17 protein-coding genes are annotated in these 23,012 nt (G+C 73.2%); 7 read left to right on the top strand and 10 right to left on the bottom strand.

The features are described 5' to 3' along the window. Nucleotides 1-2: 2 nt before the first annotated feature. Nucleotides 3-2,132, bottom strand: coding sequence for a serine/threonine-protein kinase (locus LDL48_RS19705; RefSeq protein ID WP_225256629.1), 2,130 nt, complete (start codon nucleotides 2,130-2,132; stop codon nucleotides 3-5). A gap of 208 nt (nucleotides 2,133-2,340) precedes the next feature. Between LDL48_RS19705 and LDL48_RS19700 the strand changes: the two genes are divergently transcribed. Both LDL48_RS19700 and LDL48_RS19695 read left to right on the top strand, forming a co-directional pair. Next, nucleotides 2,341-5,256: a M36 family metallopeptidase gene (locus LDL48_RS19700; RefSeq protein ID WP_225256628.1), complete on the top strand. Its 2,916-nt coding sequence runs from the start codon at nucleotides 2,341-2,343 to the stop codon at nucleotides 5,254-5,256. Nucleotides 5,257-5,361: 105 nt separating this feature from the next. Next, nucleotides 5,362-6,759 carry an AMP-binding protein gene (locus LDL48_RS19695; protein WP_225256627.1) on the top strand — a complete coding sequence of 466 codons (1,398 nt, stop codon included), beginning with the start codon at nucleotides 5,362-5,364 and terminating at the stop codon, nucleotides 6,757-6,759. On the opposite strand, the gene glpK (LDL48_RS19690) is transcribed toward LDL48_RS19695, so the two are convergent. Next, on the bottom strand, nucleotides 6,746-8,239 hold the full coding sequence (gene glpK / locus LDL48_RS19690; RefSeq protein ID WP_225256626.1) for a glycerol kinase GlpK: 1,494 nt from the start codon (nucleotides 8,237-8,239) through the stop codon (nucleotides 6,746-6,748). The genes LDL48_RS19695 and glpK (LDL48_RS19690) overlap by 14 nt on opposite strands. 20 nt (nucleotides 8,240-8,259) lie before the next feature. Then, the gene (locus tag LDL48_RS19685) at nucleotides 8,260-9,015 is read right to left on the bottom strand and encodes an IclR family transcriptional regulator (protein ID WP_225256625.1); all 756 of its coding nucleotides are present in this window, start codon (nucleotides 9,013-9,015) and stop codon (nucleotides 8,260-8,262) included. Between the two features lie 126 nt (nucleotides 9,016-9,141). Here LDL48_RS19685 and LDL48_RS19680 point away from each other — a divergent pair, with 126 nt between their 5' ends. Genes LDL48_RS19680 through LDL48_RS19670 form a run of 3 tightly spaced genes read left to right on the top strand, consistent with a single transcriptional unit; the run spans nucleotide 9,142 to nucleotide 13,190 of the window. Further along, nucleotides 9,142-9,981: an MIP/aquaporin family protein gene (locus tag LDL48_RS19680; protein ID WP_225256624.1), complete on the top strand. Its 840-nt coding sequence runs from the start codon at nucleotides 9,142-9,144 to the stop codon at nucleotides 9,979-9,981. Next, entirely contained in the window at nucleotides 9,974-11,491 is a 1,518-nt protein-coding gene (gene glpK / locus LDL48_RS19675) for a glycerol kinase GlpK (protein ID WP_225256623.1), read from the top strand. Before LDL48_RS19680 ends, glpK (LDL48_RS19675) begins: the two co-directional genes overlap by 8 nt. Then, a complete protein-coding gene (locus tag LDL48_RS19670) occupies nucleotides 11,484-13,190 on the top strand; it encodes a glycerol-3-phosphate dehydrogenase/oxidase (protein ID WP_225256622.1) in 1,707 nt (568 codons plus the stop codon). The genes glpK (LDL48_RS19675) and LDL48_RS19670 overlap by 8 nt, the downstream gene beginning before the upstream one ends. Before the next feature lie 12 nt (nucleotides 13,191-13,202). Here the strand turns inward: LDL48_RS19670 and LDL48_RS19665 are convergent, their stop codons facing one another. Together LDL48_RS19665 and LDL48_RS19660 are read right to left on the bottom strand one after the other, a co-directional pair. Continuing rightward, nucleotides 13,203-14,249, bottom strand: coding sequence for an NAD(P)-dependent alcohol dehydrogenase (locus LDL48_RS19665; protein ID WP_225256621.1), 1,047 nt, complete (start codon nucleotides 14,247-14,249; stop codon nucleotides 13,203-13,205). 81 nt (nucleotides 14,250-14,330) lie between these two features. Further along, the gene (locus tag LDL48_RS19660; protein WP_225256620.1) at nucleotides 14,331-14,879 is read right to left on the bottom strand and encodes a 2'-5' RNA ligase family protein; all 549 of its coding nucleotides are present in this window, start codon (nucleotides 14,877-14,879) and stop codon (nucleotides 14,331-14,333) included. 121 nt (nucleotides 14,880-15,000) lie between these two features. Between LDL48_RS19660 and LDL48_RS19655 the strand changes: the two genes are divergently transcribed. Next, nucleotides 15,001-15,381, top strand: coding sequence for a PPOX class F420-dependent oxidoreductase (locus LDL48_RS19655; RefSeq protein WP_225256619.1), 381 nt, complete (start codon nucleotides 15,001-15,003; stop codon nucleotides 15,379-15,381). Here LDL48_RS19655 and LDL48_RS19650 read toward each other — a convergent pair. From LDL48_RS19650 to helR, 5 genes are all read right to left on the bottom strand, one after another. Beyond that, complete coding sequence (locus tag LDL48_RS19650) at nucleotides 15,371-16,150, bottom strand: GntR family transcriptional regulator (RefSeq protein WP_225256618.1); 780 nt, start codon at nucleotides 16,148-16,150, stop codon at nucleotides 15,371-15,373. The two genes, LDL48_RS19655 and LDL48_RS19650, sit on opposite strands and share 11 nt — an antisense overlap. An 11-nt stretch (nucleotides 16,151-16,161) precedes the next feature. Then, complete coding sequence (trpA, locus tag LDL48_RS19645) at nucleotides 16,162-16,944, bottom strand: tryptophan synthase subunit alpha (RefSeq protein ID WP_225256617.1); 783 nt, start codon at nucleotides 16,942-16,944, stop codon at nucleotides 16,162-16,164. Then, nucleotides 16,941-18,119: a tryptophan synthase subunit beta gene (trpB, locus tag LDL48_RS19640; protein WP_225256616.1), complete on the bottom strand. Its 1,179-nt coding sequence runs from the start codon at nucleotides 18,117-18,119 to the stop codon at nucleotides 16,941-16,943. Before trpB ends, trpA begins: the two co-directional genes overlap by 4 nt. Nucleotides 18,120-18,193: 74 nt before the next feature. Next, on the bottom strand, nucleotides 18,194-18,706 hold the full coding sequence (locus LDL48_RS19635; RefSeq protein ID WP_225256615.1) for a hypothetical protein: 513 nt from the start codon (nucleotides 18,704-18,706) through the stop codon (nucleotides 18,194-18,196). A gap of 105 nt (nucleotides 18,707-18,811) precedes the next feature. Next, nucleotides 18,812-21,001 carry an RNA polymerase recycling motor ATPase HelR gene (gene helR / locus LDL48_RS19630; RefSeq protein WP_225256614.1) on the bottom strand — a complete coding sequence of 730 codons (2,190 nt, stop codon included), beginning with the start codon at nucleotides 20,999-21,001 and terminating at the stop codon, nucleotides 18,812-18,814. A gap of 160 nt (nucleotides 21,002-21,161) precedes the next feature. Here helR and LDL48_RS19625 point away from each other — a divergent pair, with 160 nt between their 5' ends. Beyond that, nucleotides 21,162-22,850 (top strand): diguanylate cyclase, encoded by a 1,689-nt coding sequence (locus LDL48_RS19625; protein WP_225256613.1) that lies wholly within the window; start codon nucleotides 21,162-21,164, stop codon nucleotides 22,848-22,850. The last annotated feature ends 162 nt before the right edge of the window (nucleotides 22,851-23,012 follow it).

Here is a 23,012-nt window from a genome sequence, read left to right as displayed (position 1 = left end):
GGTCAGGGCGTGTAGACCTCCGCCATGCCGGTGACCGACCCGTTGTCCGTGGTCAGCTCCACCAGCGCGCCGTCCTCCCCGCCCGCCACGTGCATCACGAAGTCCTTGGCGCTGGCCCGGCAGGTCCCGAGCACCAGCGCACCGCTGCCGACGCACGGCGCCGAGTTGGCGGACGTGGTGGTGAGCCGCGGGTTGGCCGTGGTCGGCAGCGTCACGATCATCCGGCTGTCCTCGGTCACCCACGCCCGCTCGCACGGTGCCTCCGGCGACGGCTCGAGACCGAAGGCCGCGCAGTACTGATCGCCGGTCAGGAACAGCGTCGGCTCCACCACCACCGACCGGGCCTTCGGGTGGTACGCGTGCACCCGCACGACCGAGCGGGTCCGGCCACGCCGCACGTCGGTGAAGGCGAGCCCGCCGGGCGCGGCGGAGGGGGCCGCGGCGGCGGACAGGTCCTCGACCGGCCGGATCTCCGCCGCGGCGACGACCGCCCAGGCCACCTCGTTGTCGTCCGCGGCGTCCGAGTCCACCGTGGCCGCCCCGAAGCTCACCCGGCCGGCCAGCAGGCTGGGATCGGTCAACCGGGCGCGCAGCACCACGGCGCCGCCGACCGTCACGTCGGCGGCCGCACCCCGCAGGGTCAGCACGACCCGCCTGCGCTGACCGGGCGGGAACAGACGGGACGCGGTCTCGCCCAGGTTGGTGATCCGGATGCGACCCTCGTGCCGGATCCGCACGATCTCCGGGCAGAGATCGAGCCAGTAGGTGCTCTCGCCGGCCGCGCGGAAGCGGACGGTGGCGCAGGACCGCGGGGTGCCGAGCGTGACGTCGGCGGCGATGGCCTGGTCGCCGGCGAACCCCTCGTCGGGGCCCGGGCAGTCGACCGAGAGGAAGTCGGTCGCCGTCATGACCAGGCCCCGGTCGTCGAAGGCGCAGTTGCCGGCGCCGCCGCTGCGGGACGACCGCCACTGGCCGGGCCGGTCGAGAGCGTCCACCACCCACGGCCCCCGGACGGCACCCGGAGTCGGCATGGTGGGCTGCGCCACCGGGGCGGACGCGACCGGCGGCGGCGCGGCCCGGGGATCGTCCGGAGCGGACGTCAGGAACCAGCCGGCCGACGCCGCGGCCAGCGCGAACGCCGCCGTCGCGGCGGCGGCGACCCGTACCCGCCGGCGGCGGGGCGGGCCGGGCGGAACCGGCCCGGCCGGCCGGCCGAAACCGTCCGAGTGGTACCGGCCGGTGGACTGCGCCGCCTCGGCGGCCTCGCGCAGCGCGGGTTGCAGCACCGGCCGGTGGCCGGCCGGCGGGGGCGGTCCGGGCTGGTCGGCCAGCAGCAGGCTGAGCAGTTCGTGCGCGCTCGGGCGCTCCGCCGGTTCCTTGGCCAGGGCGAGCGCCACCAGGTCCCGCAGGGGTCCGGTCAGCCCGGACAGGTTCGGCGGCTGGGTCAGGATCCGGGCGGCGGTGGCGACCGGCGAGTCGGCGCGGAACGGGGTGTGCCCGGTGCCGGCGTAGGCGATCACCGCACCCCAGGCGAACACGTCGGCGGCCGGCGTGATGTCGCGGTGCTCGCCGTCGAACCGCTCCGGCGCCATGTAGGCGACCGTGCCCACCATCTGGTCCGGGCGGGTGTGCTGGCTGGTCACCTCGAGCGCCCGGGCGATGCCGAAGTCGATCACCTTCGGGGTGCCCAGGGAGAACAGCACGTTGCGGGGCTTCAGGTCACGGTGGATCACCCCGGCCCCGTGGATGGCGGTCAGCGCGGTGGCCACGCCGATCGCCACGCCGTGCAGCTGGCCGTCGGTGAGCGGTCCCTCGCGCTCCACCACCTCGTCCAGGCTCGGACCGTCCACATACTCCACCACCAGGTACGGCGTGGGATGCCCGGGATCGGCGTCCAGGACCGCCGCGGTGCAGAACGGCGGTACCTGCCGGGCCCGCTTCACCTCGCTCCGGAACCGGAGGCGGAACTCGTCCTCGTGGGCGTACTCCGGCTTGACGACCTTGACCGCGACCAGCCGCCCGCCGGGCCCGCGGCCGAGGAACACCGAGCCCATGCCGCCCTCGCCCAGGCGGGCGATCAGCTGGTAGTCGCCCAGTGCCGAAGGATCGCCGGGGCGGAGCGGGGTCTTCATCGGCTACCCATCAGACCAGAAGCGCGGGCGGCCTGCCGCCCCGGTGCCGGATATCGAATGGATAAAGAAACGGACATCGGTCTAGTTACCTGCACCGATGATGAGCAGCATCACCCATCGACGGACCACAGACGTGGGGGTGGTCCCGGGCGCAGGGGCCACCAGCTCGGCGGACGGGCACACCCCGTGCCGGCCGAGAGGGACCTGCATGACAACCAGACTGACCCCGCCCGCGCGGCGGTGGTGGGCGGCCGCCGCCGGCGCCGTCCTGCTCGCGGGCGTGCTGCCCGCCCAGGCCACGGCGGCACCGGAGCCCGCCCCGGCGGGTGGTCCGGGCGCGGCCGCTCCCGGCACCGAGGAGCGCACCAACTACGACTCCCGCAGCGCCATCCGCCAGCCCCCGAGCGCCGGCGTGGCGAAGCGCGCGGCGGCCGCCGAGGCACCCGGCGGCGCGGCCCGCAAGCTGCGCGCCGCGCTCGGCGTGCAGGGCATCGTGGACATCGACGAGGCCACCGGCACGCCGCGCCGGGTGGCCCGACTCGACGGCTTCCTCACCTCCGCCGCCGACGCCGAGCCGGAGACCGTCGCCCGCGAGTACGTCAAGGCGAACGCCGGCGTGTTCGGCCTCAGCGCCGCCGCGGTGGACGGCCTGACGCTGCGCAAGGACTACGTGGACGTGGCCGGCACCCACCACCTCAGCTTCGTGCAGACGGTCGACGGCGTGCCGGTGTTCGGCAACGGGCTCAAGGCACACGTGGCCAAGGACGGCCGGCTGATCCAGGTGGACGGCTCCCCGCTGGCCGCGCTGCCGGCCCAGCCGGGCACCGCCAAGCTGACCGCGGCCAAGGCCCGCGCCGCGGCGATCACCGACGTCGCCGCCGAGTCCACCGCCGCGGTCGCCCGGGTGTCCTCCGGCGCCACCCGGACCACCACGTTCACCGACGGCGGCAACGCCAAGCTGGTGCTGTTCCAGACCGTCGCCGGCCCGCGCCTGGCCTGGCAGACCGTCGCCATGGACGCCGGCTACCTGCACGTCGTCGACGCCGCGGACGGCACCGTGCTGCTGCGGCAGAGCATCCGCTCGGACAACAGCGCCAAGGTGTTCCCCAACTACCCGGGCGCGGCCGGTCCCGGCGGCGTGCAGCAGGACGTCAACCTCACCCGCTGGCTGCCGGCGAACTCGCCGCGGCTGGCCGGCAACGTCGCGCACGTCTGGTCCGACGTGAACGACGACAACAAGGCCAACCCGGGCGAGGAGGTCGCGCCGAGCGGCCCGCGCTCGTTCGACTACCCGTTCACCGACTTCACCGCGCAGGCCGCGGAGACCGGGTGCACCGCGGCGTTCAAGTGCTCGTGGGACCCGAAGGTCGCGAAGTCCTGGGAGGTCAACCGCGCGCAGAACGCGGTGCAGCTCTACTACTTCCTGGGCACCTTCCACGACCACCTGCGGAAGAGCCCGATCGGCTTCACCCGGGAGGCGGGCAACTTCGAGGCGGTCGACGGCGACGCCGTGCAGGGCCACGCGATGGACGGCGCGAACACCGGCACCGGTGCGTTCGCCGGCCTGCCCGACCCCGACCACGTGGACAACGCCAACATGAACACGCCGCCGGACGGCACGCCGCCGGTGATGCAGATGTACCTGTTCCACGACCCGTCCACCCCGACCGACCCGTTCATCGCGGGCAACTCCGGCGACGAGGCCGGCATCGTCTACCACGAGTACGGCCACGGCCTGTCCAACCGCCTGGTGGTCGACGCGGCCGGAGTCTCCACGCTCGGCGGCCTGCAGGCGGGTGCCATGGGCGAGGCCTGGAGCGACTGGTACGCCATGGACCTGCTCGTCAACCAGGGGCACGAGCAGGACACCGACGCCGTCGGTGACGTGCTGGTCGGCAAGTACGTGACCGCGGGCGGCACCATCCGTAGCGCGGCCATGGACTGCACGGTCGGCGCGGACTCGCCGGCCTGCCCCGGCGGCGCGGCGACCGGCCCGGGCGGCTACACCTACGGCGACTACGGCCAGGTGTCCGGCGCCCCGCAGGTGCACGCGGACGGCGAGATCTGGTCGCAGACGCTGTGGGACCTGCGCAAGGTGATCGGCAGCAAGAAGGCGCAGTCGCTGATCACCCGGGCGATGGAGCTTTCGCCGTCGAACCCGTCTTTCCTCGACATGCGCAACTCCATCCTGCAGGCCGACCTGGTCGTCAACGGCGGCAAGCAGCAGGCCCGGATCTGGAAGGTGTTCGCGGCCCGCGGCATGGGCTACTTCGCCGGCTCGGTGAACGGCGACGACACGCGCCCGGTGGAGGACTTCGCGCTGCCGCCGGCGGCGAACACGCCGCGGGGCTCGCTGACCGGCACGGTGGTCAACGCCGACACCGGTACGCCGATCGGCGGCGCGGTGGTCGGCTTCGGCGGGCACGCCTCCGGGTTCGGCGGTGACTACGTCGCCACCACGGCCGCCGACGGCACCTACACCATCTCGGGGATCATCGCGGGCACGTACCCGAAGGTGTTCGCCCGGGGCCCCGGTTACGACACCGTCTCGCAGACCGTCACCGTCGCCTCCCGGGTCAACACCGCGAACTGGGCGGTCCGGCGCGACTGGGCCGCGGTCGGCGGCGGGGCGTCGGTGACCGACTTCAACGGCGTCGACTTCACCCCCGACGGCTGCGGGCCGGTCAACCTGATCGACCAGTCCCAGGGCGCCGGCTGGGTGTCGGACGCCGAGGGCACCGGCGACGGCGAGGACACCACGGCGATCGAGCCGCGGTTCGTCGTGGTCAAGCTGCCGGCCGCGATCGACGTGGCCGAGTTGTCGATCAACCCGTCCACCGCCTGCGGTCTGGCCGGCAGCAGTTCCACCGGTGACTTCAAGGTGGAGACGTCGGCCGACGGCACCACCTGGCGGCTCGGCGCCGAGGGCCACTTCGGCCCGACGCAGCGGTCGCCGCAGAACGTGGCGCTGGCCGCGGGCAGCGCCACGGACGTCCAGTTCGTGCGTTACTGGATGCTCGGTACCCAGACCGCCGACATCGGCGGATTCTGCCCGGGCAACTACAACGGCTGCACGTACGTGGCGACGTCCGAACTCGCCCTGTACGGCACCGCGGCGAGCTGACCTACGGCTGATCCCGGCCGCCGCCACCCGGCGGCGGCCGGGATCACTCACCCGATGGTCCGCGTCAGCGGGGGTACCGGCCGTCGATCATGTTGAATGGGCGGCATGCGATTGCTCTCCGCCCTGCACCAGGACGCCGATCCGGCGGACGCGGTCACCGCCCCGGGCCAGACGCTGTCCCGGCACGACCTGCTCGGCCGGGCCGCGGCCGTGGCGGCCGACCTGACCGGTGCCCCGGCCGTCGCGGTGCACGCCGCCGCCGGGGTGCCGGCCGTGGTGGCGGTGACGGCGGGGCTGCTGGCCGGCGTTCCGGTGGTGCCGGTCCCGCCGGACGCCGGTCACCTGGAACGCGGGCACGTGCTGCGCGACTCGGGCGCGGCGCTGATGCTCTCGGACGATCCGGACGCGGCCGGCGACAGCGGTCTGCCCGTCCTGCCGATCACCCGGCCGGGACCCGCGGCGACCGTTCCGGCCGAGCCGCCCCTGGAGCGGGCCGCGCTGATCCTCTACACCAGCGGCACCACCGGCCTGCCCAAGGGCGTGGTGCTGTCCCGGGCGGCGATCGCCGCCGACCTCGACGCCCTGGCCGAGGCGTGGGCCTGGACCGCGGACGACACGCTGGTGCACGGGCTGCCGTTGTTCCATGTGCACGGTCTGGTCCTCGGCGTCCTGGGCGCGCTGCGGACCGGTTCCCGGCTGGTGCACACCGGCCGCCCGCTTCCGGACGCCTACGCCGCCGCCGGCGGCACGCTCTACTTCGGGGTACCGACCGTGTGGTCGCGGATCTGCGCCGCGCCGGACGCCGCCCGGCGGCTGCGGTCCGCGCGGCTGCTGGTCTCGGGCAGCGCGCCGCTGCCGGTGCCGGTGTTCCGGGACCTGCTGGCGCTGACCGGCCAGGCGCCGGTGGAGCGGTACGGCATGACCGAAACCCTGATCACGGTCAGCGCCCGGGCCGACGGCGAGCGGCGGCCGGGCCACGTCGGACGGCCGGTGGCCGGCGTGCGGACCCGGATCGTCGACGACGCCGGCCACCCGGTGGCCCACGACGGCGCCACCATCGGGCAGTTGCAGGTGCGCGGGACCACCCTGTTCGAGGGTTACCTCTCCGACGGCGTGACGGAGCCGCCGCCGCTGGTCGACGGCTGGTACCCGACCGGCGACGTGGCCACCGTCGGCCCGGACGGCTGGCACCGCATCGTCGGCCGGGCGTCCACCGACCTGATCAAGACCGGCGGCTACCGGGTCGGTGCCGGCGAGGTCGAGGACGCGCTCCTGCTGCATCCGGCGGTCCGCGAGGCCGCCGTGGTCGGCCTGCCGCACCCGGACCTGGGCGAGCAGGTGACCGCGTTCGTCGTCGCCGACGCGGTGTCGCCGGCCGACCTGATCACCTTCGTGGCGGAGCGCCTGGCGGCGCACAAGCGGCCGCGGTCGGTGCGCCTGGTGGACGCGCTGCCGCGCAACGCGATGGGCAAGGTCCAGAAGAGCCGGCTCAGGCCGGCGTGATCCAGTCGAAGGTGCGCTCGACGGCCCGCCGCCAGTTGCCGTACTCCCGGTCGCGCACCGCCGGTTCCATCGCGGGCATCCACTGTGCCGCCCGGTGCCAGTTGCGCCGCAGGTCCTCCAGGTCCGACCAGTAACCGACGGCCAGGCCGGCCGCGTACGCCGCACCCAGCGACACGGTCTCACTGGCCAGCGGGCGGACCACCGGCACGTCCAGCACGTCCGCGACGGACTGCATGAGCAGGTTGTCGGCGGTCATGCCGCCGTCGACCTTCAGCGTGGTGAGGGTGAGGCCGGAGTTCGCGTTCATCGCGTCGACCACCTCGCGGGTCTGCCAGGCGGTCGCCTCCAGCACCGCCCGGGCCAGATGTCCCTTGGTGATGTACGAGGTCAGCCCCACGATCACCCCGCGTGCCTCGCTGCGCCAGTGCGGCGCGTACAGGCCGGAGAACGCCGGGACGATGTAGCAGCCGCCGTTGTCGGCGACCGTCCGCGCCAGCGTCTCGATCTCCGGCGCACTGCTGATCAGCTCCAGCTGGTCGCGGAACCACTGCACCAGCGAGCCGGTGATCGCGATCGAGCCCTCCAGCGCGTACTGGGCGGGTTCGCCGGCGAGCTGGTAGGCGACCGTGGTGAGCAGCCCGTGGGTGGACCGGATCAGTTCCGGGCCGGTGTGCAGCAGCAGGAAACTGCCGGTGCCGTAGGTGCACTTGGCCTCGCCGGGGGTGAAGCAGGTCTGCCCGAAGAGCGCGGCCTGCTGGTCGCCGAGGGCCGCGCCGATCCGTACCCCGGGGAACGCGGACCGGGCCCGGCCGAAGACCGCGACCGACGGCCGGACCTCGGGCAGCATCGCCATCGGCACGCCGAAGAACTCGCACGCCTGCGGCGACCACCGGAGGGTACGCACGTCGAGCAGCATGGTGCGGCTGGCGTTGGTGACGTCGGTGACGTGCAGGCCGCCGGTGAGGTTCCAGATCAGCCAGGTCTCCATGGTGCCGAACAGCACCTCGCCGCGTTCGGCACGGTCGCGCAGGCCGGGCGTGTGGTCGAGGATCCAGTTCAGGCGTGGCCCGGAGAAGTACGTGGCCAGCGGCAGCCCGCTGCGCTCCTGCACCTCGGCGGCGCCGGGCGCGTGGGCCAGCGTGTTGACCAGCCCGTCGGTACGGGTGTCCTGCCAGACGACGGCCCGGCCGACCGGCACCCCGGTACGCCGGTCCCAGAGCACCGTGGTCTCCCGCTGGTTCGCGATGCCGACCGCGGACACCTGGCCGGTGGTGATCCCGGCGCGCTGCAGGGCCAGCGGCGCCAGCCGTTCCACGTTGCGCCAGATCTCGCCGGCGTCGTGCTCGACCCAGCCGGGCCGCGGGAAGTGCTGCTTGTGTTCCTGCTGGGCCAGGGAGACGAGCTGGCCGTGCCGGTCGAACACGATGCACCGTGTCGAGGTGGTGCCCTGGTCGATGGCGACCACGAAGCGTTCGGTCATCAGCCCTCCCCGTGCGGTGGTCAGTGCCGGGCGGCTCCGAGGTCCGCGGAGACCGCGCGGGCGGCGTCCCGGACGTGGCCGACCAGTCGCGGATGCGGCCGGTACCGGGTGTCGCAGAGGCGCTCGACCGGGCCCGAGATGCCGATGGCGCCGACGACCAGCCCGCCGTACCCCCGGATCGGCGCGGCGATCGCCGCCTCGCCCAGGGTGAGTTCCTCGATCTCGGTGCCCCACCCGGCGGTGCGTACCCGGTCCAGGGCGGTGGCCAGCTCCCGCCGGGACACCACGGTGCGCCGGGTGAACGCCTCCAGCTCGGCGGGCGGTTCGGCGGCCCGGTACGCGAGCAGCACCTTGCCGAGCGCGGTGGCGTGCAACGGCAGCAGCGTGCCGGTGTCCAGCGTCTGGAACGTGTCGTCGGGACGGAAGACGTGGTGCACCACCAGGGCCCGTCCCTGCCGGACGGTGCCGATCCGGACCGCCTCGCCGCTGCGCGCGGCCAGCGGGTCCGCCCAGTTGATCGACCGGGAGCGCAGTTCGTTGACGTCGAGGTGGCTGTCGCCCAGGTGCAGCACCGCGGCGCCGAGCTGGTACCGGCCGGACACCCGGTCCTGTTCCACGAACCCGACGTGCCGCAGCGTGCGCAGGATGCCGTGGGTGGTGCCCTTGGCCAGGTCGAGGGACGCGGCGATCTCGCCGAGGCCGAGTCGGCCGGTGCCGCCGGCGAGCATCCGGAGGATGGCGGCCGCTCGCTCGATCGATTGCACGGTTCCGGGCACGTTTCGGATGCTATGCCAATCCGTGACGACTGACGCACGCTGAGCGTTCGACAATGTCGAACGGTCGTCCTTGCCGGTCCCCGGGAGCCTCCCTAGCGTCGGGCCACACCGGACCTTGGAGGGCACATGGCAGCACGACTGAAGATCCCGGGCCTGCTCGGCGAACTCGCCGCCGAGTTCGCCGGAACCATGATCCTCATCCTGTTCGGCGTGGGCGTCGTCGCCCAGGTGGTGGGCGGTCAGCTCGGCGACCACGACAGCATCGCCTGGGCCTGGGGGCTGGGTGTCATGCTCGGCGTGTACGTGGCCGGCCGGGTCAGCGGCGCGCACCTGAACCCGGCGGTCACCATCGCGCTCGCGGTGTTCAAGGGCTTCGCCTGGCGCAAGGTGACGCCGTACTGCCTGGCCCAGTTCTTCGGCGCGTTCGTCGCCGCGCTGCTGGTCCGCTGGAACTACACCGAGGTGCTGCACCAGCAGGACCCGGGGCTGACCATCAAGACCCAGGGCGTGTTCTCCACCCTGCCGGGCAACGGCACGCTGCCGGTCGGCGAGTGGGGTGCCCTGCGGGACCAGGTGATCGGCACCGCCATCCTGCTGTTCCTGATCCTGGCCATCACCGACGCCGCGGGCACCCCGCCGGCCGCGAACCTGGCCCCGTTCGTCATCGGCCTGCTGGTGGTCGCGATCGGCATGGCCTGGGGGACGAACGCGGGCTACGCGATCAACCCGGCCCGGGACTTCGGGCCGCGGCTGGCCAGTTTCCTCACCGGGTACGGCGGCGCGTTCCGCGACCAGACCGGCTACCTGTACTTCTGGATACCGATCGTCGGCCCGGTGGTCGGCGGAATCCTCGGCGCCGGCCTCTACCAGGGCCTGGTCGGGCGGTTCCTGCCGTCGGCCGCACCGCAGGAGCCGGGCGAACTCCCGGCACCCCGAACCGAGCGCGTGGAGGCGCACCATGGCTGACTTCGTCGGCGCCGTCGACCAGGGCACCACCAGCACCCGCTTCATGATCTTCGACCACGGCGGCAACGAGGTCGGCCGCCACCAGCTCGAGCACGAGCAGATCCTGCCGCAGGCCGGCTGGGTGGAGCACAACCCGATCGAGATCTGGGACCGGACGGTGTCGGTGATCCGGACCGCCATGCAGAAGGCGAATCTGCGGGCCACCGACCTCGCCGCCCTGGGCGTCACGAACCAGCGCGAGACCACCGTGGTGTGGGACCGGCGCACCGGGCGGCCGTACTACAACGCGATCGTCTGGCAGGACACCCGGACCGACCGGATCGCCTCGGCGCTGGACCGCGACGGGCGCGGTGACGTGATCCGGCGCAAGGCCGGCCTGCCGCCGGCCACGTACTTCTCCGCCGGCAAGATCCAGTGGATCCTGGAGAACGTCGACGGGGTACGGGCGGCCGCCGAGCGTGGCGACGCCGTCTTCGGCAACACCGACAGCTGGCTGCTGTGGCACCTCACCGGCGGCGTCGAGGGCGGGAACCACGTCACCGACGTGACCAACGCCAGCCGCACCATGCTGATGGACCTGGAGACGCTCGACTGGGACGACGAACTGCTGTCGTTCTTCGGCATCCCGCGCGCGATGCTGCCGGAGATCCGGCCGTCGTCGGACCCCGACACCTACGGCACGGCCCACGCGCCGGGCCCGCTGGGCGGCGACGTCCCGCTCACCGGCGACCTCGGCGACCAGCAGGCCGCCACGGTGGGCCAGGTCTGCTTCGCCGTGGGCGAGGCCAAGAACACCTACGGGACCGGCAACTTCATGCTGCTCAACACCGGTACCGAACTGGTCCGCTCGAACCACGGCCTGCTCACCACGGTGGCGTACCGGTTCGGCACCGCGCCACCGGTGTACGCGCTGGAAGGTTCGATCGCGGTCACCGGATCCGCGGTGCAGTGGCTGCGCGACCAGCTGCACATCATCAACGCCGCCGCGGAGAGCGAATCGCTGGCCGGCTCGGTGCCGGACAGCGGCGGCGTCTACTTCGTACCCGCGTTCTCCGGGCTGTTCGCGCCGTACTGGCGCTCGGACGCCCGCGGGGCGATCGTCGGGCTGTCCCGGTTCAACACCGACGCGCACCTGGCCCGGGCCACCCTGGAATCGATCTGCTACCAGACCCGGGACGTGGTCGAGGCCATGGCGCAGGACTCCGGCGTGCGGCTGGACGTGCTCAAGGTGGACGGCGGCATCACCGTCAACGAACTCTGCATGCAGATCCAGGCGGACGTGCTCGGCGTGGCGGTGAGCCGGCCGGTGGTGGCCGAGACCACCGCGCTGGGCGCCGCCTACGCGGCCGGGCTCGCGGTCGGCTTCTGGAAGTCCACCGACGAACTGCGCGACAACTGGAACGAGTCCCGGCGCTGGCAGCCCGCCTGGACCGACGACCAACGGTCGGCGGGGTACGGCCAGTGGCAGAAGGCCGTGCAGCGCACGCTCGATTGGGTCGACGTTGACTGAGCCGGCGCTCTCCCCGTCCGGCCGGGCGGCGGCGCTGTCCGCGCTGCCCGGCACGGAGGTCGACGTCCTCGTGGTGGGCGGCGGGGTGGTGGGCGCCGGTTGCGCCCTCGACGCCGCCACCCGCGGCCTCTCCGTCGCGTTGCTCGAGGCCCGCGACTTCGCCTCCGGCACGTCCAGCCGGTCCAGCAAACTCATCCACGGCGGCCTGCGCTACCTGGAGATGCTGGACTTCGGCCTGGTCCGCGAGGCCCTGCGGGAACGCGGCCTGATCCTCACCCGGCTGGCGCCGCACCTGACCCGGCCGGTGCCCTTCCTGTACCCGTTGCAGCACCGCGGCTGGGAGCGGCTCTACGCCGGCGCCGGGGTCCTGCTCTACGACGTCATGGCGGCGGCCGCGCCGGGCCTGCCCCGGCACCGGCACCTGTCCCGGCGCGGCGCGTTGCGGGCCTGCCCGGCGCTGCGGCGCGACGCGCTGGTCGGCGCGCTGCGGTACTACGACGCCCAGCTCGACGACGCCCGGCACACCATGTTCCTGGCCCGCACCGCCGCCGGGTACGGCGCCCACGTGGCGTCCCGGGCGGAGGTGGTGGGGTTCCTCCGCGAGGGCGAACGGGTCACCGGGGTCCGGGTCCACGACCTGGAACACGACCGGACCCTGGAGGTACGCGCCCAGCAGGTGATCAACGCGACCGGGGTGTGGACCGACGACACCCAGGCGCTGGTGGGGGAGCGCGGCCAGTTCCACGTACGGGCGTCGAAGGGCATCCACCTGGTGGTGCCGCGCGACCGCATCCGCTCCACCACCGGCCTGATCAGCCGTACCCCGCACAGCGTGCTGTTCGTCATCCCGTGGGGCCGGCACTGGATCATCGGCACCACGGACACCGAGTGGACCCTGGACAAGGCCCACCCGGCCGCGTCCAGCACCGACATCGACTACCTGCTCGAGCAGGTCAACCAGGTGCTGGCCGCGCCGTTGACCCGCAGCGACGTGCAGGGCGTCTACGCCGGGCTGCGCCCGCTGCTGTCCGGCGAGTCGGAGTCGACGTCGAAGCTTTCCCGCGAGCACACCGTGGCCAGCCCGACGCCCGGGCTGGTGGTGGTCGCGGGCGGCAAGTACACGACGTACCGGGTGATGGCCCGCGACGCGGTGGACGCCGCGGTGCACGGCCTCGGCCGCTCGGTGCCGCGCTCCTGCACCGAACGGGTACCGCTGCTCGGCGCGGACGGCTACCCGGCGCTGTGGAACCGCCGCCGGATGCTGGCCGACGAGGCCGGGCTGCACGTGGCCCGGGTGGAACACCTGCTGCGCCGCTACGGTTCGCTGGTCTCCGAGGTGCTCGACCTGGTCCGGGCCGATCCGGACCTGGGCCGGCCGGTGGACGGCGCGGAGGACCACCTGCGCGCGGAACTGGTCTACGCGGCCAGCCACGAGGGCGCCCGGCACCTGGAGGACGTGCTCACCCGGCGTACCCGGATCTCGATCGAGACGTTCGACCGTGGCCTGGCCGCGGCGCCGGTGGCGGCCGGCCTGATGGCCGGCGTGCTCGGGTGGACCGCCGAGCAGACCGACCGCGAGGTGGCCCACTACCGGCTCCGGGTCGAGGCGGAACGCGCCTCGCAGGAGCAGCCGGACGACGAGACCGCCGACGCGGCCCGGCTCGGTGCCCCGGACGTGGTCCCGCTCCGGGCGCCGTGACCCCGCCGGCCGTCAGGCGAAGGTGGCGGCGTCGATCACGAAGCGGTACCGCACGTCGGACGCGACGACCCGGTCGTGCGCCTCGTTGATCCGGTCCGCCGGGATGGTCTCGATCTCGGCGCTGATCCCGTGCTCGGCGCAGAAGTCGAGCATCTCCTGGGTCTCCCGGATGCCGCCGATGGTGGAACCGGCGAACGCGCGGCGCTGCATGATCAACGAGAACGCCCGCAGCGACAGCGGTTTCTCCGGGGCGCCGACGTTGACCATGGTGCCGTCGACGGCGAGCAGCGACAGATAGTCGTCCAGGTCGATCGGCCCGCTGACGGTGTTCAGAATCAGGTCGAACGTGTCGGCCAGCTTGTCGAAGGTGTCCGGGTCGGACGTCGCGTGGTAGGCGCCGGCCCCGAAGCGCAGCCCGTCCTCCTGCTTCTTCAGCGACTGCGACAGCACCGTCACGTCGGCACCCATGGCGTGCGCGATCTTGACCCCGACGTGGCCGAGTCCGCCGAGACCGACCACCGCCACCTTCCGGCCGGGCCCGGCCTGCCAGTGCTTCAACGGCGAGTACGTGGTGATGCCCGCGCACAGCAGCGGCGCGGCGACGTCGAGCCCCAGGGCGTCCGGGATGCGCAGGACGAAGCGTTCGGTGACGACGATGCTCTGCGCGTACCCGCCCTGGGTGGGTTCGCCGTCCCGGCCGACGCTGCCGTAGGTGCCGATGTTGCCCTCGGCGCAGTACTGTTCGTCGCCGCGGGCGCAGTAGCTGCACTCGCCGCACGAGTCCACCATGCAGCCGACCCCGACCCGGTCCCCGACGGCGAACATGGTCACCGCGGAACCGACCTCGGCGACGACCCCGGCGATCTCGTGACCGACCACGATCGGGTACGTGGTCGGGCCCCACTCGCTGCGGGCGGTGTGGATGTCCGAGTGGCAGATGCCGGCGTACCGGATGTCGATGCGGACGTCGTGCGGGCCGACGTCGCGCCGCTCGATCGTCGCCGGCGCCAGCGGTTCGGTGGCGGACGGCGCGGCGTAGGCCCTGACGGTGGTGGTCACGGTTCTCCCAGGATGCGGTGCGGCGGGTGCTGGTCTCCTTCGACAATAGGTGCGGTCCGGCCCGGACGGGGGTTTCTGCCGTTACCCCTGTCCGAGCATCGGGAACTCCACGTGGTGCCGCCAGCGGTGGCCGTCGCAGACGAACAGGCTGATGGACGAGATCGTTGCCGTCGTGGGTAGCCGGTGTGCCAGTTCCGCCGCCAGCTCGTCGAGGACCTGTGGCGGCTGGCCGTGTGCGACGGTCAGATGCGGGATCACCTCGGTGAACCGCCCCTCGTACGGCGGCGCCTCCGGCCATCGCCGCGCTATCGATTCGGTCAGCGCGCGGAACGGCTGGTCCGGCGTCGGCGCGAGGTAGAGCGCCTCCGGGAAGCGGCGGCACTCCTCGAAGCGGACCGTGACGCAGCGGTGCGCGCCGATCAGGGCCCGGAGGTCACCCACGACCGTGTCGGTGACGCGGCCGACGTCGAGGAACGGGAAGAGCACCGTGACGTGGGCGGGAACGCCGGCCGAGGCGGACGGGTCGAACCGGCGGCGCCATTGCCCGACCAGCGGTTCGGCTTCGGCAACGGCGGCCAGCAAGGCGGTCTGGCCAGCGCGGTAGCGTACTGCTGCGTCGTCCTGGGACACCTCTGGATGGTCTCGGAGAGCAAGGTGGACGCGCTACCTGTTTCGGGCCGCCATCCGAGCGGGGAAGGAAAGGATCACGTTCCGGTGCAGCCGCGGCGGGTCCGTCGGTGATACTGACCGGGTGACCGTGCCACCCGAGATCAGCCGCAGCAAGTACGTCCGCCTGACCACCTACCGCAAGGACGGAACGCCGGTGGCCACACCCGTGTGGCACGTCACCGACGGCCGGGACCTGTTGATCATCTCCGAGCTGGACACCTGGAAGGTCAAGCGGATCCGCAACGACAGCCGCGTCGAGGTGCAGGTCTGCAACGTCCGCGGCCGGACGGCGCCGGACGCGCCGAGCGCCCGCGGGACCGCGCGGCTGCTCGACGACGCGGAGACGCGGCAGGTGCGGCGGCTGGTGGCGCGCAAGTACCTGCTGTCCCGGGTGGGCAACTGGTTGGCGAAGGTGGTACGCCTGCGCCGGCCCGAGACGATCGGGATCGCGGTCAGCCTCTGACGCCGTCCGGGGCGGACGCGTTGATCCACCGCATGGACATCGACGACGCGGCGCGCACCGTCCGGATCTCGATCAGGTCACCCAGGATCGTCGCCCGGTCGAAGACCACCGGGACGTCGCCGCCGTCGAACGTGGTCCGTTCACTGCGGAACACCGGCACCCCGGCCGGCTGATTCAGCAGCGCCGACAGGCGTTGCTCGAGCAGGCCGGGGCTGAGCCGTTCCTCGGCCCGCGCGACGCCGACGCCGGCGTCGGTGAGTGCGCGGTAGAGCGACGTGACCGCCAGGTTCGCGCCGGCCGGCCCGCGGGCGTACGGCTCGGGGATCCAGGACTCCTGGTGGATCGCCGGAGTGGTGCCGAGCCGCCGCAGCCGCTCGACCCGGACGCCGCGCGCGCCGGCCGCGAGGCCGAGACGGTCCGCCACCGGCTCCGGCAGCGGATCGTCCGCCACGGCCAGCACCACCGTGTCCACCACGTGGCCCTGGTCCCGCAGGTCGTCGGAGAGACTCCGCAACGACCCCATGGTGTACGCCGCCTTCGGCCCCGCCACGAACGTGCCGCGTCCCGGCTGCTGGGTGACCAGGCCGCGGTCGCTCAGCAGCGTGAGGGCCTGCCGCAAGGTCATCAGGGTGACGCCGTACGCGGCGCTGAGTTCCCGCTGGCCGGGCAGGGCCTGACCGGGCCGGTAGTCGCCGGCGTGGATCCGCGCCTCGAGGTCGGCGGCGATGGTGGCGTACTTCGGCTCTCGTCGGTCGCCGTTCGCCGCCACCTGTCACTCCGTCAGTCGTCGGGGCGGTCCAGCGCCTCGCGGAGCGTCGCCAGGAAGCCCCCGGCCTCGGCGGGTGTGGCCCCGGCCAGCACCTTTCGCATCACTGCCGAGCCCACGATAACACCGTCGGCGTGCTCCGCCGCGGCGCGCGCCGCGGCCGCCGAGGACACGCCGAAACCGAGCAGCACCGGCAGGTCGGTGAGCTGTTTGAGCGCGGTGGCCAGCGCGCCCGCGGACTCGGGCAGCGCCGGGCGTTCCCCGGTGGTGCCCATCAGGCTCACCGTGTAGACGAAACCGCTGCCGCGCTTGACGATCTCCACCCGGCGTTCGGCGGGCGTGGCCGGGGACACCAGCAGGACCAGGTCGAGCTGTTCCGCGGCGGCCGCCCGGGACAGCGGCTCGACCTCGTCGACCGGCACGTCCGGGACGATCAGCCCGGCGATGCCGGCGTCGCGCAGGGCCGCGCAGAACCGGTCGGCGCCCCGGCGGAAGACCAGATTGGCGTACGTCATCGCGGCCATCGGCACGCCCGGGTCGATCCGGGCCACGTCGGCGAGGATGCCGTCCACGGTGGCGCCCGCGGCCAGCGCGGCGTCCGAGGCCCGCTGGATGGTTGGTCCGTCCAGCATCGGATCGGAGAACGGCAGTCCGATCTCGACCACGTCCGCGCCGGCCTCGGCGGCGGCGAGTACGTGGTCGGTCCAGCCGGCGCCGAGCCCGCCGGTCAGGTACGGCACGAGCAGCTTGCGTCCACGGTCCCGGACGCGGCGGGTGTGGGTCTCCAGCGGGTTCACGTCAGCTCCATCAGGGTCGCCATGTCCTTGTCGCCACGGCCGGACAGGGTCAGCAGGACGGTCGCGCCGGGCGCCACCTCGCCGGTGGTGACGGCGCGCAGTACCCACGCCACCGCGTGCGCCGACTCCAGCGCGCAGATGATCCCCTCGGCCCGGGCCAGGCGGTGCACCGCGGCCACCACCTCGGTGTCGTTCACCGTCACGTACCGGGCCCGTCCGTGATCGGCCAGGTACGCGTGCTCCGGGCCGACGCCGGGGTAGTCGAGGCCGGGTGCGATCGAGTGCGGCTCGGCGATCTGCCCCTCGTGGTTTTGCAGCACCTTCGACCGGAACCCGTGCAGCACGCCGTCCGTACCGTGGCTGAGCGCCGCCCCGCCCTCGGCCTCGACCCCGATCAGCCGGGCCGGGGTGTCGAGGAAGCCGGCGAACGTGCCCGCCGCGTTGGAACCGCCTCCGACGCACGCCACCACGACGTCCGGCGTGCCGGCCGGCAGGGCGGCGGCCGCCTGGCCGCGCGCCTCGTCACCGATCACCCGCTGGAACTCCCGGACCATCCAGGGGTACGGGTGCGGGCCCAGGACCGAGCCGAAGCAGTAGTAGGTGTCCGCCACCGCGGTGACCCAGTGGCGCAGCGCCTCGGTGCAGGCGTCCTTGAGCGTCCGGCTGCCGGTGTGCACCGGCACCACCTCGGCGCCGAGGGTCCGCATCCGGAAGACGTTGAGCGCCTGCCGTTCGATGTCCCGCTGCCCCATGAAGACCGTGGTGGCCATGCCGAGCAGCGCCCCGGCGGTGGCGGTCGCGACACCGTGCTGGCCGGCGCCGGTCTCCGCGATCAGCCGGGTCCGGCCCATCCGCTGCGCCAGCAGTGCCTGCCCCAGCACGTTGTTGATCTTGTGGGACCCGGTGTGCATCAGGTCCTCGCGCTTGAGCAGCAGCGTGATGCCCAGCTCCGCGGAGAGCCGGTGCGCCGGGGTCAGCGGGGTGGGGCGGCCGGCGTAGCCGGTGAGGATCTCGTCCAGCCGGCTCCGGAACGCGGGGTCGGCCCAGGCGGCGCGGAACGCCCGGTCGACCTCGTCGCAGGCCGGGACGAGTGACTCGGGTACGAACCGGCCGCCGTACGCACCGAAGCGTCCGTCATCGGTCGGCCGTCGCGCATCGACGGCGGGTGCGGTCATGATTCCTCCACTGTTCTAGAACTGTTGGGTCAGGTATAGCAGAGATCGACCCAGAGTTCTAGAACAGTGGCGGATCAGGAGCAGTGTTCGGTGATCGGTTCCAGCCACTCCTTGAGCGTCGGGCCGAGCACCGTCTCCAGGTCCTCGGCCGTCTTCACCCCGGTGAAGATCGTGTCGTCGGCCGCCTTGGCCTGCAGCTGGTCGGCGGTCTTCTTCCCGGCCGCCCGGGCCTCGGTGTCCGCGCCGGCCTGCGTCGCGGTGCGGATGTCCTGCGCGAACGCGCTCAGCGCCTGCTGCGCCTTCTCCCGGGACGGCTTCGCGTTCTTCTGCGCGACCATCGTGCTCATCGACTCGGCGAACGGGCCCATGTTCCTGGTGTACGCCTGGCCGACCGACTCGCACACCGCCTTGGTCTTCGCCAGCGCGGCCTGCTTCTCGGCGCTGAGCGTGGGCGCCGTCGTGCCGCCGACCGCCGGCGCCGGCGGTCGCGAGGTCCCGGGCCCGAGACCGCCGGAGGTCTGGTCGGTGCCGCACGCGGTGGTCGCGAGAAGCAGGCCGGCGGTGAGGACGAGCAGGGCGCGACGCATGGGGACTCCTGTGCTGGGGGCGGTCGGACCTACGTACGATAGGGCAGGTCACCCGCATCCGGCCATAGACGCCCCTCCATGCCGGTTCCCGCCGGGCCGGGGCGCCTACCCGCCGTGCCGGTCCCCGGACCCGGTGAGGATGACGAGCTGCCGGGTCGCCCGGGTCATCGCGACGTACCGGTCCACCGCGCCCTCGACGCCGGTGCCGAACGTCTCCGGGTCGACGAGCACCACCAGGTCGAACTCGAGTCCCTTGGCGAGCTCCGGGGCCAGCGACCGGACCCGGGACGTCGGCCGGAACCCGGGGGCGCCGATCACGCAGGCGATGCCGTCGGGATGCGTGGCGAGCCAGGTGTCCAGGACCGGTTCCAGGTCGGCGGTGACGCCGCGCCCGACCGGGACGCCGGCGTGCCGGATCGAGGTCGGCACGTTGGCGTCCGGCAACACGGACCGGATGACCGGCTCGGCCTCCGCCATGACCTCCTCCGGCGTCCGGTAGTTGATGCTCAGCGTGGCCAGCGTGATCCGGTCCAGCCCGGCCCGCTCCAGCCGGTCCGCCCAGGTCTCGGGGAACCCGTGCCGGGCCTGGGCGCGGTCGCCGACGACGGTGAAACTCTTCGACGGGCAGCGCAGCAGCAGCATCTGCCACTCCGCGTCGGTCAGCTCCTGCGCCTCGTCCACCACGATGTGCGCGAACGGTCCGGCGAGCCGGTCCGGCTCGGCGCCGGGCAGCCCGGCCTCGTCCACCAGGACGTCGCGCAGATCCTGCTGGCGCAGGCTGGACAGCACGCCCTCGCCGTCGTCGTAGGCGTCGGCCGCGATCAGGTCGTCGACGACGGTGGCCATCCGCGCGCGCTGGACGGCGACGGCCGCGTCGTGGCGGCGGGTGCGCCGGGACGCCTCCGGGTCGCCGAGCCGTTGCCGCGCCGCGTCCAGCAGCGGCAGGTCGGCCACCGTCCACGCCCGGGCGTCGGTGCGGTGCAGGGCCCGGAGGTCGCCGCTGCCCAGCCACGGCGCGCACCGGTGCAGGTAGGCCGGCACCGACCACAGGTCGGCGATCACGTCGGTGGCCTCCAGCAGGGGCCAGGCGCGGTGGAACGCGGCCCGCAACTCCCGGTTCTGCAGCAGCGCGCGGCGGACCAGGTCGTCCGGCTCGTCGCCGTCGTACCGGCGGATCAGGATCGTCAGCAGTTCCGCCCAGATCTCGTCCCGCGCTTCGTTGTGCGGCGTCCCCGGCCCGGGCGCCTCGAACGCCTCGGCCCAGTCGTCGGCGCTCAGCCAGATGTCGGCGTCGCCGGCGGTGACCGTCATGCCCCGGGCCGGGGGCTCCTCGTAGAACCGGACGGCCGCCTCGACCGCCCGCACCAGGTCCGCGGACGACTTGAGGCGGGCCACCCGCGGGTCCGTCTCGGCCACCGCCGTGGCACCCTCCGCGACCAAATCCCGCAGCGTGCAGATCTGCACGTCCTCCTCGCCGAGGCTGGGCAGGACGTCGGAGACGTAGGACAGGTACGGCTGGTGCGGGCCGACGAACAGCACGCGGCCGCGGCGGTGGCCCAGGCGGGGGTCGGAGTAGAGCAGGTAGGCGGTGCGGTGCAGGGCGACGACGGTCTTCCCGGTGCCCGGGCCGCCGTCCACGACCAGCGTGCCGCGCGACCCGGCCCGGATGATCGCGTTCTGGTCCGCCTGGATGGTGCCGAGCACGTCCCGCATCCGGGCCGACCGGCTGCCGCCCAGGCTGGCGATGAACGCGGACTGGTCGTCGAGCGCCGCGTGGCCCTCGAACCCGTCCGGGGTGAACACCTCGTCCCAGTAGTCGCTGATCCGGCCGCCGGTCCAGCGGTACCGGCGGCGGCTGGCCAGGCCCATCGGGTCGGCGTGGGTGGCGCCGAAGAACGGCTCGGCCGCGGGGGACCGCCAGTCGAGCAGCAGGCGGCGCCCGTCGGAGTCGGTGAGGCCGAACCGTCCGATGTACACCGGCTCCGGATCGTCCTGGCCGACGATGCGCCCGAGACACAGGTCCAGGCCGAAGCGGCGCAGCGCCCGCAGGCGGGCCTCCAGGCGGCGGACCTCCTGGTCCCGTTCCACCGCCTGCCGGCCCTTGCCGGCGGGCGCCCGCCGCTGCGCGTCGAGGCGGGCGGACAGGTCGGCGACGGACTGCTCCAGGCTGGCCGCGACGGCCGCGAAGTGCCGCTCGTCGGCGGCGATGAGCGTCGGGTCGGCCTTGGCGCTGAGGCGGTCGGGAAGGCGGAAGACGCTTCCGCGTGAGTCGTTTTCCGGCAACAACACAGGCATTGTGGAAATCCCATTTCCGTCGAATCTGACCTCGGTCGGCGATTCTGCGCCATGACCCGGGTCTTGCCGCAAGCCCCCTCGTGCGCTATATGTTAGGAGTGGAAAGGAGTGGGTTGTTCTCCTTTCCTTTTTTCGTCGCTGGAACCAGAGCCTGGGAGTTATGCCCGACCACGCGAGCACGGACGCGGCCGGCCGAGCGGCGATCCTCGCCGCCTTCCTGGCGCAGCATCCCGAGGCCTTCGTCGGCGCCATCTCCCCGGCCGGTCTGTTCGTGCCGCTGCCCGACGGCTTCCCGGTCGGTGACCTGCGACTGATCACCGGGGTACGGTCGGCGCTCGCCCTGGTGGTGCCGGACGACCTGAAGATCGCCGTCGAGGTGTGGCACCGGGTCCGCGCCGAGGGCGTGGCGAACTGCCTGGTGCACCCCGCGGCCGCACCCACCGAACTGGTCCGGCTCCACCTGATCGACATGCTCGACGAGTACGGGGTGTACCTGATCTTCCTGACCGGGCTGCCGGACCACCCCGGCGGCAGATCGCTGGAGCACGAGCCGATCCGCCCCCGGCTGGTCACCGTGCGCAAGGACGCCGTCGCGCTGATCACCGGCGCCGACGAGGAGATCTCCCTGGTGCTCGGGTGGACGGCGGAGGAACTGATCGGCACCCGCGCGGTCGACCTGGTGCACCCCGAGGACGAGCAGCGCGCCATCGTGAGCTGGATGGACCTGCTCGCCGCGGGTCCGGGCGAGGCCCGCCGGGTACGGCTGCGGCACCTGCACCGCGACGGCCGGGCGATCTGGTTCGAGATCACCAACCACAACTTCCTCGCCGACCCGGACCAGGGCGTCGTGGTCGGCGAGATGCTCGACATCTCCGACGAGATGGCCGCCCAGGAGGCGCTGCGGGCCGGGGAGCAGCTGATGCGCCGGCTCACCGAGACGATTCCGCTCGGCATCGTGCAGATCGACGCCGACCGGCGGATCGTCTACCAGAATGAGCGGGCGGCCCGGGCGATCGGTGCGAAGGCCGGCGACGTGCTGGACGACGGGCACCTGAGCCCGATCGTGCCGGCCGATCGCCCGGTCGTCGACGCCGCCCTCGCCGACGTGCTGGGCGCCGGCCGCGACGTCGACATCGAGTACGGCCACACCGACCACCGCGGGCTGCGCCGGATCCGGGCGAACCTGCGCACCCTGACCACCGGCGGCGGCGAGGTCACCGGCGCGATCATCTGCCTCACCGACATCACCGACGACGTCCGGCTCCGCGACGAGCTGAAGCACCGGGCCACGTACGACGCGCTGACCGGGTGCCGCAACCGGGCGTCGACGCTCACCGCGCTGGAGGACGCGCTGGCCGGCCCGGGCCGTACCCGGGGCACCGCCGTGGCCTTCATCGACCTCGACGAGTTCAAGGACGTCAACGACCGGCTCGGGCACGCCGCCGGCGACCAGCTGCTGGTCCGGGTGGCCGGCTGGCTGCGCGGTGCGGTCCGGGACGGCGACGTGGTGGGCCGCTTCGGCGGCGACGAGTTCGTGGTGATCTGCGCGGACGTGGCCGGCCCGGCGGAGGCCCGGCGGATCGGCGAGGCGCTGGCCGGCGCGCTCGCCACGGGCTCGCTCGACGTCGCGGGGGAGCGGCTGCTGCCGCAGGCCAGCATCGGGGTGGCCTGGGGCGGCCCGGCGACCTCCACACCGGACACCCTGATCGCCCGCGCCGACGCCGCGATGTACACGGCCAAGAAGGCCCGCACCGGTCGCCTGGCACTGGGCCTGGACGACCAGCCAGCCGGTTCCCGGCAGATCGGTTCGGTAACCTTGTCCCGCCAATTCGGCAATCCTCCGCAATAGTTCGCGCCCGGGTTCCGCGCGGCAAAGGACAACGCCGTCAAACCGCAGATCCACCGGCATAGGGGAAATTGCCGAACCTCGTCCGGGGGACCGTCCACCCCCACCTATCCGGTCGAATCGCCGTGATTCGGCGACGGATTGTCGCCCCGGTCGCGGCGACGG

Source organism: Jidongwangia harbinensis, assembly GCF_020216025.1.
GTDB lineage: Bacteria > Actinomycetota > Actinomycetes > Mycobacteriales > Micromonosporaceae > Actinoplanes > Actinoplanes harbinensis.
The sequence above is the reverse complement of the archived record's forward strand: the minus strand, read 5'-3'. Positions and strand labels throughout refer to the sequence as shown.